General features: G+C 49.8%; 14 protein-coding genes. 7 read left to right on the top strand and 7 right to left on the bottom strand.

From position 1 onward, the window contains the following. Nucleotides 1-14 precede the first annotated feature (14 nt). Genes T325_RS12595 through T325_RS07825 form a run of 3 tightly spaced genes read right to left on the bottom strand, consistent with a single transcriptional unit; the run spans nt 15 to nt 3,993 of the window. Nucleotides 15-1,094 carry a restriction endonuclease subunit S gene (locus T325_RS12595; RefSeq protein ID WP_081911110.1) on the bottom strand — a complete coding sequence of 360 codons (1,080 nt, stop codon included), beginning with the start codon at nt 1,092-1,094 and terminating at the stop codon, nt 15-17. Then, a complete protein-coding gene (fic, locus tag T325_RS07830) occupies nt 1,091-2,071 on the bottom strand; it encodes a protein adenylyltransferase Fic (protein WP_081911108.1) in 981 nt (326 codons plus the stop codon). Before fic ends, T325_RS12595 begins: the two co-directional genes overlap by 4 nt. Further along, a complete protein-coding gene (locus T325_RS07825) occupies nt 2,068-3,993 on the bottom strand; it encodes a class I SAM-dependent DNA methyltransferase (protein WP_036912195.1) in 1,926 nt (641 codons plus the stop codon). Before T325_RS07825 ends, fic begins: the two co-directional genes overlap by 4 nt. 352 nt (nt 3,994-4,345) lie before the next feature. Here T325_RS07825 and T325_RS07820 point away from each other — a divergent pair, with 352 nt between their 5' ends. The 6 genes from T325_RS07820 (at nt 4,346) to T325_RS07795 (ending at nt 8,993) form a co-directional block, all read left to right on the top strand. Beyond that, nucleotides 4,346-4,696, top strand: coding sequence for a hypothetical protein (locus T325_RS07820; RefSeq protein WP_036912192.1), 351 nt, complete (start codon nt 4,346-4,348; stop codon nt 4,694-4,696). Between the two features lie 2 nt (nt 4,697-4,698). After that, complete coding sequence (locus tag T325_RS07815; RefSeq protein WP_081911107.1) at nt 4,699-6,519, top strand: VapE domain-containing protein; 1,821 nt, start codon at nt 4,699-4,701, stop codon at nt 6,517-6,519. A gap of 111 nt (nt 6,520-6,630) precedes the next feature. Then, a complete protein-coding gene (locus T325_RS07810; protein WP_143058282.1) occupies nt 6,631-6,816 on the top strand; it encodes a DUF4248 domain-containing protein in 186 nt (61 codons plus the stop codon). Between the two features lie 256 nt (nt 6,817-7,072). Continuing rightward, the gene (locus tag T325_RS12405; RefSeq protein WP_051949786.1) at nt 7,073-7,633 is read left to right on the top strand and encodes an HU family DNA-binding protein; all 561 of its coding nucleotides are present in this window, start codon (nt 7,073-7,075) and stop codon (nt 7,631-7,633) included. Nucleotides 7,634-7,803: 170 nt separating this feature from the next. Then, the gene (locus tag T325_RS07800; protein WP_036913524.1) at nt 7,804-8,220 is read left to right on the top strand and encodes an N-acetylmuramoyl-L-alanine amidase; all 417 of its coding nucleotides are present in this window, start codon (nt 7,804-7,806) and stop codon (nt 8,218-8,220) included. An 89-nt stretch (nt 8,221-8,309) separates the two neighbouring features. Further along, a complete protein-coding gene (locus tag T325_RS07795; RefSeq protein ID WP_146063148.1) occupies nt 8,310-8,993 on the top strand; it encodes a hypothetical protein in 684 nt (227 codons plus the stop codon). A 54-nt stretch (nt 8,994-9,047) separates the two neighbouring features. Here T325_RS07795 and T325_RS07790 read toward each other — a convergent pair whose 3' ends face one another. The 4 genes from T325_RS07790 to T325_RS07775 form a co-directional block, all read right to left on the bottom strand. Beyond that, nucleotides 9,048-11,183, bottom strand: coding sequence for a SurA N-terminal domain-containing protein (locus T325_RS07790; protein WP_036912185.1), 2,136 nt, complete (start codon nt 11,181-11,183; stop codon nt 9,048-9,050). Between the two features lie 91 nt (nt 11,184-11,274). Further along, nucleotides 11,275-12,549, bottom strand: a complete 1,275-nt coding sequence (locus T325_RS07785) for a hemolysin family protein (protein ID WP_036912183.1) — start codon at nt 12,547-12,549, stop codon at nt 11,275-11,277. 11 nt (nt 12,550-12,560) lie between these two features. Further along, on the bottom strand, nt 12,561-13,220 hold the full coding sequence (gene lptC, locus T325_RS07780; RefSeq protein WP_081911105.1) for an LPS export ABC transporter periplasmic protein LptC: 660 nt from the start codon (nt 13,218-13,220) through the stop codon (nt 12,561-12,563). Continuing rightward, on the bottom strand, nt 13,193-14,485 hold the full coding sequence (locus tag T325_RS07775) for a membrane protein (RefSeq protein WP_036913519.1): 1,293 nt from the start codon (nt 14,483-14,485) through the stop codon (nt 13,193-13,195). The genes lptC and T325_RS07775 overlap by 28 nt, the downstream gene beginning before the upstream one ends. 103 nt (nt 14,486-14,588) lie before the next feature. Between T325_RS07775 and T325_RS07770 the strand changes: the two genes are divergently transcribed. Beyond that, the gene (locus T325_RS07770; protein WP_036912180.1) at nt 14,589-15,749 is read left to right on the top strand and encodes an Lnb N-terminal periplasmic domain-containing protein; all 1,161 of its coding nucleotides are present in this window, start codon (nt 14,589-14,591) and stop codon (nt 15,747-15,749) included. The last annotated feature ends 9 nt before the right edge of the window (nt 15,750-15,758 follow it).

Below are 15,758 nucleotides of genomic sequence, written 5' to 3'. Positions count from 1 at the left end.
GTGTTTAAATTGTTTTATACTAATATCTCGCCACTCATCAATTTAGGTAGCAAGCGATCTCTGGCCTCTGTCAGGAGGTGGATTTGAGACAGAATCCTTTCTTTCTCACTTTGAACGAACTCTATATACTGATTGAAACGTGCCACAATTGTTTCTATTGGGACAAACATCTCTAGAGAATCAATCATACCTTTTGTTAAGAACTTGATGGTAGAACCACTAGCACCAGTTGCAAGTTTATTTATGTTCACATATACACAATAATATAAGAGATAGAGCATTGAAGAGTCGTAAGGTTCAAGAACATACGTTCTTTGGTATGCCTCAAATTTACCTCTATACAACTTAACATTGAAATCTCCATTTCCTGCAAGAATAACAGCATTCGCATCAAAAGAATACGACGGTGCTTTAATTGGTTCTTGTGAACATGTAAAGAAAGGATAATCACCATCAGAGGTTCCGTAGTTAGCATCCTTCTTTCCTGTTTTTATTGGAGTAATGTCACCTACCTTTTTCTTCTCCCACCCATATGGAACGCCGTCGACAATCTTTGTGTTTTCGTGGCCAGGGAAGTGGAGATCAACGAACCATTCTTTATAAAGTCGCTGCGCTGCTTCCTCCAATAGCTTTATCTGCTTCTGATAGTTCTCTATCAATGAGTCGTAACGAGAGAGGACTAAAACAATGCCTTTCTGAGTGATTACATCAGGTAATAGACCGTCTATGGATCCAATTAATGCTGGTGTAACATGTGGAATTGCAGCACCCTTTTGGGTATTATGTAGTTCCCTTTGCTTGCTTTTTAATATATAATAGAGGAACTCAAAATTTACATCATCCTTTGGCTCAATAAGAAAACCATCCGTAACAAAGATCGGTTCATTCCAAAATGAAACATATCCAGCAGATGCGCCACTTCTGGAAATAACAATAGCTTTCCCTGTGTGATTATATCTGTCAATATAATATGCGGGCTCTTTTCCACCAAGTATTACAGGATAAATACCTTCCTTTGCATCCTTCTTAGTTATGTATTCACCCTTTTTCACTTGGAGAATCTCTCCCAACTTCACTTTCTTCCACTCACTCATGCCTGGCCCTCCTTTCCTTCATCAATTACTTCTGCGCCATCCTCCTGTTGAATTTCATTCGACAATCCTCTCGTTCGGTCAAGCTCAAACGAGTTTGGCTCCTCACTCACAAAATCAGATTGTTCGTAGTAATAGGAATAGTCAATACCCTTCATGAAGATTTCGCGATCGTCAATACGGTCTGTCATTGCCTGTCTTAGCAGTTCGCGGATTCTGGTACTATCCATGTGGCTCGCAATCATCGCGTCCAGATAGTCTTTCTTGTCTATCTTACTCCAATCCACACACATCTTCAATCGCTTCTTGAAAATCAAGTCAAGCCAGATACGAGTAGAACGTCCGTTGCCTTCCATGAAAGGATGAGCCACATTCATTTCCACATACTTGTCGACAATCTCATCGAATGTCGTCTCCGGCATCTGCTCGATAGTCTTCAGATTATCGTGCAGATATTCTGCCAGGCAAAACAGCGTATTACCCTTTGAAATGGTCTTCGTGCGTATCTTTCCTGCGAAGTCGTAAAGACCACCAAAGAGATAAGCATGAATCTGCTGTAAAGCCTTGACAGTACCAGGCTTCAGCGTTTCTAACAAGCCACTCTCAACGAGGGTATAAGCTTTCTTCTTGCTTTGTCCGTCAATGGTGTTGTCACTATAAATGAACCAATCGAGGAAATCGGCTGTCTTGGGACTTGGAATCACCCTTACCAGATTGATGATATCCTCTTGTGCAAAGCAATCGGTAGCGTAGCGTTTTCCATCGGCTGAAGTCATTTTCAGTTGACTACAGCGTGTAGTCAACTCGTTTCCTGCTTTCTTCAGCCTGGTTTTCAACACGCTCCAATATTTTCGCGGATTGGGGCTTTCGGTAATGGCTGCAACAATATCCACGATAGAAAACCACCACTGGGACTTTTCTTCATCCCAAATGGCTCTAACCTCATGGTCCTTATAGAAGCGGAAAGACATCTTGCTCATTTCAGTTCCTCCCAAGCTTTTTGAATCTCTTCCATCAAAGTATTGGCTTCGCTGTTCAGTTTTGCCAACTCGGCATGAATTTCGTTCATGCGCTCATGGAAATCGACACCATCATCTTCCTGCTCAGCGACGCCTACGTAGGCACCAGGTGTCAGCGAGTAGTTCTTTTCTGCTATCTCCTGAATGGTGGCAATCTTGCAGAGGCCCAGTACATCCTGGTACTGACCATCCTCACCAAACTTAGATACAAGCCATTCGCGCTCATTAATGATAGTAAGGATTTCATTAAGGTATTCGCAGAAGCCATCACCAGCCTTTCGCATGGCTTTCACCTTGCGCTTTTCAATAAATTCTTCAGCAGATTTTACACAGGCTTTTGTCTGTCTTATTTGGTCTTCTACTCTCTTTTTCAGCTCTGCATAGTCATGCCCTGCATCATTAATCCAGCCCATTATGCCCCAGAAATGGGCTTGGGTATCTTTGTCGATAAGATCGCTGAAAGGTTGGCCTTGTTCTCTTAAAGCAGCAACAGCTTCATCAACGGCATTATTATATTCTACGAGCAGTTGCTGATACTTCTCTTTTTCCCCACGATACAGATGTACGATGGCTTGCAGGTTGCGCAGCTGCCACTCCGTCCATTCATTCAGGGTACGGTCGACAACAGTATAATAGTTACGGGCATCGATGAAGAGCACCTTATCACGGATGGCTTCGTTTTTATTGCGGTCGAAGAACCACAACGAACAAGGCAGAGACAGCGTATAGAAGAAGTTATTACCTACACTTACCATCACATCTACATCGCCTGTATTAACCAGCTTTTCGCGAATATCCTTATCTTTATTGGCACTGTCTGTAGCAGAGCTGGCCATCACAAATCCAGCTCGTCCATGCTCATTCAGGTAAGCATAAAAATAACTGATCCAAAGATAGTTGGCATTACCAATCTCCTTCGTCTTGGCATTCACGCCAGGCAATCCAAAGGGCAGACGACCTGCAGCAGAGGCAGATTCAGCCTTTACCTTATCCACATTGAAAGGCGGATTGGCCATCACATAGTCGCACTTGCCTACCAGATTGTGGGCATCATGATAGAACGAGTTGGCTTCATCGCCAGAAACAATCTTTCCATTCAGTCCATGCACAGCCATATTCATCAGACAGAGTTGGGCATTATACTCCACCTTCTCCTGTCCGAAGAAGGTCATGTTGGTGTTGGCATTCATGCCTGCAGCATTCACGAAGTCACCCGTCTGCACAAACATACCGCCACTACCGCAGGCAGGATCAAGCATCACGCCCTGCTTAGGCTCCAGTACATTTACCAGCATTTTTACCAGTGACTTAGGCGTGAAGAAAACGCCATCATCGCTGGCTACTGCCTTGGCAAACTTAGAGAGGAAGTATTCGTAGATACGCCCTATCACGTCGCCCCCTACTTCATCGATGGTCTTATTGTTGAAGATACGCAGCAACTCGCGCAACAGTTCATCTGAGAAGTTGGTGTAGGTCTTGGGCAGAATACCTATGAGCTGTTCGCTCTGGTCTTCCACCAGTTGCATGGCATTGTTCACAGCCTCGCCTAAGGAGTTGATATCGTTACCGTCTTTCGTCTTTAATCCAGCAGCGATGATATTATCCGGCAGATTCACCAGATAGTCGAACTGGGCTTCCTTAGGGAGATAGAGGGCACTCTTAGCTGCAAAGTCGCTGGGTTCTACAGGCATCACTCGCCCACCACGCATGGGGCGGCTCTGCAGAATCTCTGCTTCAACCATCTTATATCTACTATAGGCATAACGCAGGAAGAGCAAAGCCAGCACAGGCATACAATACTGGTTGCTCGTCAGTTTACTTCCCTGACGCAGCAAATCAGCAGATTCCCACAACTCTGCTTCAAGTTTTCTTATGTTTATCATTAATTTTGTTTTTACGATTTTAATATTGATTGCAAAGATACGAAAAAGAAATGATAAAAGAGAATTTTTTTGATGAAAAATGAAAAGCATCTTTTTCGGCTATCTTATGTATGGCGGATAATGGCAGATATCGGGCGGAAAATTGGTGTTTTTTGGGGGGATGGAGGGAAAGGCGGGACATGAATTTTTGGGTTTGGACCGTGTTTTAGGGAAAAAAAGCAAAGAATGTTTGCTCATATAGTTCTTTATTACTAATTTTGTAGGCACAATGTAAACAAAAACAACATAGGCAAGGGGACGTGTTGACTAGACTTTCGGCACAAATCTAAGCCAACAAAAACAACAAGAAAAAATGGAGAATAACAGAAAAAAGGCCAACACCTTTTTAAAACTCTTCGTGCCGGAATTCAGGAACGAAGCAATGAGAATCGTGAGGGATTGTGATCAGGTTAGCGAGGCTACGAAGTCCACAAATCCTAGAGATTTAGTTAAATTAGAGTTTAAATTTAAGCCCGGAATGAAATGGAAAGTGTACCAACATTTTGTTTGGGTCATCGCCAAGGGATATCTATCCGTCAGTCAGCCTGAACTGATTGCTTATCTGGCAGAAAACACCAATCTGGCTTCTAACGAAAACATCAAAACGAGGAAGGACACGATCAAGCGCGCACTCAATAGACGTAAAAATATTTACCATCAATAACTATGTTTAATCATCAATTATCACTACTAAGTCACAGTAAGGACACTTGCCCGCAACGGATGACCATTCAGCAAGTGGCCGAGAACATTAAAAACGGTGAATGGCCGCCGGGCTACCAGCCTGTACTGATGGTACAGGGCGTGTATGAAGGTGGCATCCATCAGAAAGACCTCACGTGTTTATCACAGCTCTCAGCAGCCGTGTTCAGTCATCTAGACCACGACAGTATGGCGAAGCTCCGTGAAGAGGCGCGTGACGACCCGCACACTCTGATGCTGTTCACGGTAGCCGACAGTCTCGTTATCCTCTACCCTTACGAACTCGATCAGGGTTACGAACTCCGGCTCCAGTGTCAGTTCTACAGGAAGGCCTTTCTCTACGGCAACGATTACTATGAGCAGCTGTTGGGCGCACAGTCGGTAAAGAAGGGCAAGGATGCCAGCAGGTGTATTCCCCTGGCCCGCGACGGTGACGCCTATTACAACCCTATGGCCGACCCTTTCCTGGTTTGGGAGATCAAGGAAGGGTGCAGGCGGCAGACCAGTCGGGTCAAGAGCCGGGAGGGGCTGAGAGAACGCAAGGAGAACTACAGGGAGATGTATATGAGCTCTGAGGAGATTGAAGAATGGCTGAGTCGGCATATAGAGCTGCGCCATAACCTGATTACACGACGGCGGGAATACCGCTGGCTGGAGGACGGGGCCGTGGAAGGCAGCGGGGCGTGGCTCAACTTCGATGATAAAACGCTCAACACCCTCTATCGGCACATCAGCAAGGTGAAGAATGTGAAGCGCGACGTGATTGACCATCTGGTGGGCTCTGACTTCGTGAAAGACTTCAACCCGTTCCAGGCTTATTTCGACAGTCTGCCGTCGTACGACGGTGATGACTATATCCTCAGCACTGCTGCAGGTGTGAGCATTGAGGGCGACTTCGACGACTGGCGCATCTTCGTGGAGTGTTTCCGTAAGTGGCTCGTCGCGATGGTGGCGTCGTGGCTCAATCCCGAAGTCGTGAACCACATGATACTGGTGTTTATCGGTAAGCAGGGCATCTACAAGACCACTTGGATGAACCATCTGCTGCCTCCCGAACTGCGCAGCTACTTCAGCACCCAGATGGGAATAGGTCGTACCGACAAGGATGCGTTGCTCGCCATGTCGCAATATGGCTTGATATGCTGTGAGGAGCTCGACACCATGAGCAGGCGCGAGATGAACGAGATGAAGCGTGCCATCACGCTCTCGTACATCGACGCACGCCCTGCCTACGGCCGTTACGTAGAGCACCGTCCGCACATCGCATCGTTCTGCGGCACGGGCAACAACGAGAAGTTCCTGAACGACCCTACGGGCACCCGTCGTTGGCTGGCCTTCAAGGTCGAGCACATCGAGTCGCCTATACGCCAGCCCTTCAACTACAAGGGCATCTATGCACAGGCTTACTATCTGTACCGCAACAGATTCCAGTACTGGTTCTCCGACAACGACACCGTGGCCATCGACAAGCGTAACAACCGCTTCAAGGTGGCCAACATCGAGAAGCAGCTGGTATATCGCTACTATCGTCTGCCAAGTGGCGGCGACACCGGTGAGTTTATCGACACCGGCACAGCCCTGCAGCAGATGTCGGGTAACATCGCCCATAAGCTGCACATCGAGGCGCTCGATCAGGCTTTTCTCGAACTGGGATTCCAGAGTGTCGAGTGCGACGGCATGCACGGCTATCTGGCCGTCAGACGCATGCCCGAGGAGATCAACGCCCTGGGGCGTCAGATGGCTCACATGATAAAGACGGATACCGATTCTGCAGAGCCGTTCTGAAAAACAGCCAAACTTTCTCCTGCGTACGTACGTGAACTCAGTCAGTAGCAGAAAAGTTCCTGTACGTACGCGCGGAAAGTTTTTCAAAAAACCTAAATGACACAACAGATTATGAAAGCAATGACTAAAAGTGAACTGGCCTATAAGGCAGGCGTGAGCGTCGACACGCTGAGGGAGTGGCTGAAGCCTCATGCAGAGCAGTTGGAGGCCATGGGACTGAAAGCAAATGCCCGTGTGCTGCCACCAAACGTTGTGATGTTTCTCGCTGAGAAATACTGCATCGACATCGACGATTAACATGGTTTATCTCGACTTATGCGGTTTATCTCGACCTGCGTGGCCTAAAGCCGGAAGCGCCCTCCGAAATGTTGTAACTTTGCCGTTGCAAACAAGGAGAGAGTCGCACCCCGACCGACAGTAAGGCGCCGACTGAGTGAGGGTTTCATTACGACTAAGTGGTAGTTTCATTACGACAATCCCATAGTTTCATTACGACAATCTCTGAGTCACTGCACTCAAGTTTCTAAGTTTTTTAATTCTAAATTCAAAAATCATGGCAGTAAAGAATCCTCAGTTCGGAATCAACCTCAGAAAGAACGAAAACCCGCTGAACGCCGCTTACGGCAAGTACTATCCCAAACCTCAGGAGAAGGAGACCATCTCGCTCGACGGTCTGACCCGTCACATGGCTGAGCACAACAGCATCTACGGTGCCGACGTGATCGAGGGCGTGCTCAAGAAGATGTCGGGATGCATCGTCGAGCTCCTGTCGCAGGGCAACCCCGTGAAGATTGACGGGCTCGGCACGTTCATGCCTACCATCGAGGCAGAAAAAAACGGCATCAGCAGGGAGGAGCTGTTGGCAGGCAAATGGAACGCTTCGGTTTACATCAAGGGCGTCCATATCCGATTTATCCCCGAGGGCACTGGCGAGGCTAATATCACGTCACGCGTGTTCAAGAGCAAGTGTGCCCTTGCGACCTATGGCGTGGAGGAGAAAATCGACCTCACACCCAGTGAGACGAATCCGAAGAACAAGAAGTATGGTAAGAAGGTAACGCCGCTGGCTGACTGGATTCTCCAGCAGCAGTCAGCCACCTCTTCCGGAGAGTAGTGTTTCAAGGGACCTACCCTGCAAAAAAGAAAAATGAAGAATGTTTAATTTAAGAATTTCAGCTTTATGATTAAATTGAAGAAAACGCAGATCGGGAAGATCCTGAAGTTCATCGGATCGATGATTGCCCTGGTGATAACAACCTTCTTTGCACAGTCGTGCATCAAATGATGAGAACCATCACTCTGATTGTGATTCACTGTTCGGCAGTGAAACCCGACCAGACTTCTTCGGCCGCTCAGATCGACACATGGCACCGCCAGCGGGGTTTCCACCTCGGCATCGGCTACCACTACGTGGTCCGTCGTAACGGACAGATTGAGACCGGTCGTCCGGAATACATGGTGGGCGCCCACTGCCAGAACCACAACAGCCACTCCATCGGCGTGTGCTACGAGGGCGGGCTCGACGCCCGAGGTCAACCCGCCGACACCCGCACGGAGGAGCAGAAAGTAGCGCTGCGCAGGTTGCTTAAAGACCTGCGCGGGCGCTACCCCCGGGCGCTCATCGTGGGTCATCACGACCTGAACCCGCACAAGGCCTGTCCGTGTATCGAGAATGTAGTTGGTGAATATCTCAACTGTTAAAGAATCATAATTCATACTCAGGGCATGCAGTATTCAGCAGGGCTGAGAGGTTATAAAGATAGTAGTAAACCCCTAAAACTTAACAGAATATGAGAAAAATTATGATGATCCTGAAAACGTGCCGACGCTTATGGCAGGCACTTCCGATGATTGTTGGTTTGACGCTCTTCGTGGGTTGTTCAAGCGACGACGACCCTGAGTGGTCTAATGCAGAGAACGGTTATATCCACGCTTACGGCATTGACGAGGACGTGGCTGTGAACCTGGTACCTACAAATCAGTTGCCCGCCTGGTTGATCGAACACATCAATAAGAAACTGGAAGTCCGCCCTGTAAACGATTGGGATAAGGTCTACAAGGGCACTCTGCATGACAAGACCGTCTATTACATCTTTGACATGTTAAGTTCATGCATGCACTGTGAATTCTATTATGAGGACGGAAGTACGGTACCCGAAAGGGAACTCTATAATGTCAGAAACTGGACCTGCGTCTATTCTGTTACACCATACGTTGAAGGTCTCACTGGTACGCTGCACTACATACCACAGTCTCCCTATGTACAGACGGCTCAGGATGCCCGCGACCACTATATCGAGATTGACAGTGCACGCTACTATATCTGGGGAATCCACAACAGTAATAAACTGAAGAAGTTCGACGGGAAAACGGTAACGTTCGGCGGTTTCAATTATGGCGACATCACCAGCGATGTGACCGACGCGCCCCCAGGCGTGACCTGTTACGGCTTTGAAGCAACGTACATCCGATAACAAAAAAAAGCCCCACCGATTCGGCGGGGCTTTTTTATTTGATTATTCTGATTATTAGAAGAACAGATAGCGGTTGTCTACCACGCCTGCCTTCTGATACAGTTCCTGAATGAATACGCGGGCAGCCTGAGTAGCCTGCATCTGCAGCTGAGCTTCAACCTGCTTAGCGTCGAACTTCACACCCTCACGGTTGCTCTTCTTCAGCACCTTGAACAGGTATGCACCACCGTTACCCTTGACAACGGCCTTGCTGAAGTCGCCAGCCTTAACAGCTGAGACAGCACCTGCCAGAGCGGGCTCGCTGGCACCTGTAGACTGTACGAATACAGGAGCACCGAAAGTGATCTGGTTGACAGAGTCGATCTTAGCACCCTTGGCCTGAGCAGCGGCGATGTCCTTCACACCTTCCAGCTTGGCCTTGATCTGCTCGAACTTCTTGTCGCGGAGAACCTCGCTCTTCAGCATGTCCTTCACGCCGTCGAGTGAACGGTAGCCTACGGGGTTAACCTTTGTCAGGGCTACTACCAGCAGGTGGTCGTTGTTGCCGCACTCGTAGAGAGGACTAACCTCACCCTCCTTGGCAGCGAAGATCCACTTCATGGTCTCGCGGGTGGCGCGCAGGCCAGCCACGTTGTGCTCTGAGTTGTAGAGGTCCTTGCGGGGAGAAACGGTGAAACCGAACTTAGCGGCGTTCTTCTCCATATCCTCGATGGTCTTGTTCTCGCTTACGAACTGGCTGAACTTGTTGTAAGCCTCAGAATATGTAGACTTAGAGAAATCGATGGTGTGCTTGATAACGGCTACGTCATACTTGTCGACCATGGCCTTGCGAGCGGTTACCTGAAGGATGATGTTGCCCTGAGCGAACTCAAGGTTCTTCAGCTCGCCGGCACCGAGGCTGTTGATGGCATTGAGGTAGTTCTTCGACTCCTCGTCCATGGTGGTAGAGTTCTCATACATAGCTGAGGTGAGCCACTGCTTCTGAGCGGTCTGACCGTACTTCTGGGCAAGAGCCTCGAAGTCGGCACCGGCCTTCAGTGCGTTGTAGATGCTATCAGCGGTCTTCTTAGCAGCCTCTACGGTAGCGCCGCCAACCTGGATCTGACGATACTCGATTGAGTCGGGCATCTGAGTCTTAGAGATGAGCTTTACTACGTTGAGGGTGTTGTCGAACTTGGTCTCGAAGGGAGCTGTGGTCTGACCTACGGCCATAGAGTCGAGCTTAGCGGCGATATCAGAGGGATAAGCGCGCTTGGTAGCTGCGATACCAGTGTAGGGGAACTGTGACTGGGCCTTGCGAACAACCTCAGAAGGCGTAGCACCGCTCTGCAGCTTGTTGCTGGCGTCGTTCATGGTCTTCTCCAGAGCCTTGCGGTCGGCTGCAGAAGCAACTACCTGGAAGTCTACGTACTTGATGTCGCGGGTCTCTACCTCCTGCTTGAACATCTCCTTCTTCTCGTCGTACTTTGCCTTGAGGTCGCTATCGTCGATCTTCACGTCGTTGTCGTTGATTGAGCTGTAGGCAATAGAAGCCAGCTGAATGTCGCTCTCCTGGTTCTGACCCTCGAAAGCCATCTTGGCTGAGATGGGGTTAGAGATAAGACAGTTGGCCATCAGAGCCTGATACTTCTGAGCCAGGGTCTGCTGACGGATCTGCTTCTCGATGAACTGCCAGTACTTGTAGATGCTCTGGTAAGACTCGGCTACCTGAGGATTGGTTGATGCCTTCTTGTAGTCGTCGAGGAACTTGGTGAGCATGGTCACGTCGAAGCGACCTGTCTGCTGGTTCACGAAGGGAGTCTGCAACAACATGGGGTTGGTGCCCTCCTTGAGCATGTTCTGAAGCTCCTGGTCGGTCACGGTCAGACCGAGCTTCTCAGCCTCGTTCTGGATGATCTGCTCGTTGATGTAAGAACTCCATACCTCATCCTTGATGCTGTTGAGCTCTTCCTCCGTGAAGTTGTCACGGTTCTGAGTGATCTTCAGAACGTCCTGATACTCGTCGACGAGAGCCTGGAACTCCTGAACATTGATTTTGTTACCTAACACTTCGCCAATCTGCTGACGCTGCTGGTTCTTGGTTGCTTCGCAAGAACGGAAAGCTTCTTCAGCAATGAAGGCGAACAGGCCGAGGCCTATGATACAAACGAGGGCTACCCCTCTTTTGCGGATTTTTCCTAATGCTGCCATTTTATTTTTTAATTTTAAGTTTATTCATAAAAACGGGTGCAAAATTAAGCTTTTTCTTTGAATTAGCCAAAATTTCCATGAATTATTTTCGCTATCCGACAACGTTTAAATGCACCAATTCGATCTTAGTGGCTGTATTCTTTACAATTTTAAATTCATAACACCCTACCCTGACGATTTCGTTGAGCTTGGGGAACGACTGATATTCATGCAGTATCAGTCCGCTGACGGTCATATATTCGTCGCTCTCGGGCAGGTCGAGGTCGAACATCTCGTTCACCTTCTCGATCTCAAGACGGGCCGACAGGATATACTCATGCTCGCCAAGCTGCTTGGCCACGAGGTTGGTATTATCGTGTTCGTCTTCTATCTCGCCCGTGATCTCTTCCATGATGTCCTCGAGCGACACCAGGCCGCTGGTACCGCCGAACTCGTCGATGACCACGGCCAGCGAGCGCTTCTGCTGCATGAGCTGCTGCATGAGCTTCGAGGCCTGCATGGTCTCGGGCACGAACGATATCTCTCTGATGAGCTGTGACTCGACAATCGTCAGCTGGTAGTTATGGATGCGGAACATGTCGGACGAATGGACGTAGCCGATCACGTGGTCGATGTCTTCATGATAGACCAGTATCTTACTATGGCCGCTCTCGATGAACACCTGCATCAGCTGTTCGATGGTAGACGTATCTTCTACGGCGTCGATCTCAGTACGCGGCACCATACAGTCACGTATTTTCGTCTCCGAGAACTCCAGCGCGTTCTGGAAGATTCTCACCTCCTCGCCGATATCGTCTTCATTGTCGGCATTGTCGATGCTGGCCTGCACCAGATAGTCGAGGTCGACCTTCGTGAACTCCCTTTCCTCAGCGCCTTTCTTCATCCTGATGCCTACCAGGCGCAGCAGGCCCTTCGACAGGAATGTGGCGAAACGTGAGATGGGATAAAGCACGACATAGCAGATCCATGCCGGAACGGCAAAGAAAGTCAATAAAGTGTTAGGATTATTTTTGAAGATAGTCTTCGGCAGGAACTCGCCCGTGAAGAGTACCACGAGGGTCGACAGCAGCGTGTCGGCCGTCACTCGGACGCCATCGCTGAACGGTGCAAAGAGCGTGGCGTCGAAGATGCGGGCAAACAGGATGCCATAGATGACGAGCGAGATGTTATTGCCTACCAGCATGGTAGACACGAAATTGTTGGGGTGCTGGTAGAACTTGGCGATGGCTTTCTGAGAGAGACCGTTCTTCTCGCGGTCCATCTCAGCACGCAGGCGGTTGCTCGCCACAAAGGCTATCTCCATGCCTGAGAAAAAGGCGGAGAAGAGCATTGAAACCAGCAGCCAGATAATTATCTCATAATCCATATCTCACAGGGTTAGTAGGCTGTTCGGGCGTGTTTCGTGGTCTGAGGACGCAATATGGGCTCCGTCTTCGCGGTGTCGGCGGGTGCCTTCTGGCCGTCCTTGGTCTCTTCGCCCGTCATGTCAGACCGCTCGAACGAACCCTTCGAGTTGCTGACGGTATAGTGGGTCATCTGCTCGTTGCTCAGGAAGTAGGTGCCCTCCATCGAGCGTTCGGGTGTGGTGACCTTAGAGTACACGTTGGAATAGAGTTCATGGCGCATGCCGTCCCAGAAGAGTTCTTCGCTCTCGTAGAGCAGGCCGTTGTTGTTGCGTATGCGAACCCTGCCGCGCAGGTGCCAGAGCTTCTTCTTGTCGTAATACCACGCAGAGTCGGCCTGGATATAGGCCTCGACGTGCAGCTTCTCGTCGAACTGCTCGAAGAACACGCCCTTGTCGAAGGTCCAGCAAGAAGGGTTCTTGACGTCGTTCACGTCCCAGCGTTCGGTCACGATCTTGTATTTGATGACGCCCGAATCGCTGATCAGCGTGTTGACGCCATAAGACGTCATCACGGAGACGGAGTCACGGTCGTGAATGGCAGGGGCAGTATGCTCCGTTGCCTTGTTGCACGACCATAACATCGCAGCGAAAGCGACTGTCGCGACTAGTTTACCTTCCACTTTGCAAACCATCTCTCGTTGAATGTGAAGCCGATATTGATGCGGAAGGTATTCTCCTTGATCAGATTGTCGGCAGAGCGGTTAACCCACTGGAAGCCGATGTTCAGCACCGAGGCACTGTGGACAGAACGGTTAGCATAGTATCCGTTGAAGATGGGGATACCGAAACCAAGGCTGGCACTATACTCCTTAGGGCCTTCCTGACCGCTAATATAATAATAAGGTGTAGCATAGCCCACACCGAAACGGTAATGCACGCGACTGAAGAACTGACGGCTTGCAGGGCGTGGTGTCCACTCGGCACCGAGGTTCATGCGGTAACTGTCTTTCAGCATGTCGGAACGAAGGGTGTAGCTGGTTCCGTCGTAATGAGGGAAGTCTACACTCCCCCACTTCTGCATGGTTAAATCGGCGCCTGCACGGAAGTTGTTGGCGTGGCTGTAGGCCAGACCGATACCATAGGCGTCGGGCAGCGTCAGACCGTCGGTAAGGCTGACGGTGGTGGTATCCGACTTGCCGATAGTGGTGTTTCTGTTGATGAGCAGGCACTCGGGATCAGACTTCAGGCTGTGGCCTGGCGACCAGGTGAGACCTACGGTCACGAAGTCGTTCTTGCCCAGCTTCTGCTGGTACTGCATACCGAAGTCGAGCTTGTAGCTGCTGATGTCGGCGGTGTACTGCTTAGACAGCGTGTTGATGGCCGACGAGCTGGCGGTGGTGATGCTGCGGTTGTACTCGCCCCAGAGATACGACAGGTTGAAACCGACAGACAGGGGCTTGAAGATTCTCCAGCCGGCACCGATATAGAGCTGGTGAAGACCGCCAGAGCCTTCATAGTTGCTCGCCACACGGGTCTGCATCTCAGTCAGTGTGGTGGATGAAGAATACTTATAACCGATATTCGAATATGGCATGACACCGAACGACACGCCCACGTTCTTCATGAGGCGGAACATACCGACGGCATAGTCGAAGCCACCGCTCTTGGCATTGAGGCTGACACCGTTTTCCTTCATATTCGTGGTCTGACCGGAAAGACCGGCATCGAAGATCATTGTCAGCGAGTCGACGGCGCTATACGATGCGGGGTTCATGGGGTTCACCTCATTTCCCTTGCGCATGGCCAGGCCGACGCCGTTCATACCTTTATTGAAACCTACGCTTTGATCGGTCAAGTCGCCCAAGCCGAACTGGCTGTAGGGTGAATTCGTGTTACTCTGAGCAATAGCCGTTGTCGTGATGGTTGCCAAAACGAGGCCGGCGAGAATTTTATTCATATTTTGTACTTTATTTCTATAGAAAAACATTTCAGCGTGCAAAATTATCGAAAAAAATCGAGAAAAACGCTTTTTACTGAAAAATATAGAGTAATTTTGCATCGTGAAACATTTAAAAAAGAAATTTAAGAGGTTCTTAGCTGCATCTTTCCTGCTGACAGCATGCAGCGTAAGCCCTACTTTTGCGCAAGACATGGACTCCGTCGAGGTGAGCCTGATTACCTGTTCGCCTCACGAAGAGATATATAGTCTGTATGGTCACTCTGCCATCCGCTGGCACGACGGCGACCAGGATCTGGTGTTCAACTGGGGTATGTTCAGCTTTAGCAAGCCTTACTTCGCCCTGAGGTTCGTGTTCGGACTGACCGACTATGAGTTGGCGGCCTACCCCTTCGACGTGTTCTGGCCCTACTATCAGCAATGGGGCAGCAGCGTGACCGAACAGGTGCTGAACCTGACGGCCGACGAGAAGCGCCTGTTACAGGAGGCCCTGGCGAAGAACCTGGAGCCCGGGAACCGTGTCTACCGCTATAACTTCTTCTACAACAACTGCTCTACCAAGCCCCGAGACGTGATTGAGAGTTGCGTGAACGGACAGGTGGTGTATGAGGCGCGTGAAGACTACAACCCGACTTTCAGGGATATGGTACGCGAGTGTAACCGCAACCACCTGTGGTCGAAGTGCGGCAACGACATGCTGCTGGGACTGAAGGCCGACTTCAAGACCAGTCGCACGGAGCAGGAGTTCCTGCCGATGAACCTGATGCACGACTTTGCAAGGGCAAGGATATATGCCAATGGCGAATACCGTCCGCTGGTGAAGGAGCAGCGCCTGATCGTTGCACCGGGTGTGCAGCGGATAGAGCCCGACTTCATCTTGTCGCCCACGGAAGTGGCACTGTTGCTCTTGCTGCTGTCGATAGGCATCGCCCTCTATGAGTGGAAGCGCAAGAAGACCATGAAATGGTGGGACGTGACGCTCATGACCATACAGTCGCTGGCGGGTATCGTGCTGACGGTGATGATCTTCTCGCAGCATCCTACGACATCCGTCAATCTGAACATCCTGCTGTTCAACCCGCTGCCGCTGGTGTTTATCCCCGCTATCATCAAGGGGAAACGACGCAAGTGGGGATGGGTGCTGCTCACGATGCTCATGCTGTTTGCCATCGCAGGGGTGTTCCAGAGCTATGCCGAGGGTATCTCAATTGTGGCATTATGTTTGCTGATAAGAGCGATAGTAAACCTGAAGATAAAACAGTAAAAAGGTAAA

Source organism: Prevotella sp. FD3004 (assembly GCF_000746155.1).
In the GTDB taxonomy this organism is placed as follows: Bacteria; Bacteroidota; Bacteroidia; order Bacteroidales; family Bacteroidaceae; genus Prevotella.
Note: the sequence above shows the minus strand (reverse complement) of the source record. Positions and strands in the feature narration are given on the sequence as shown.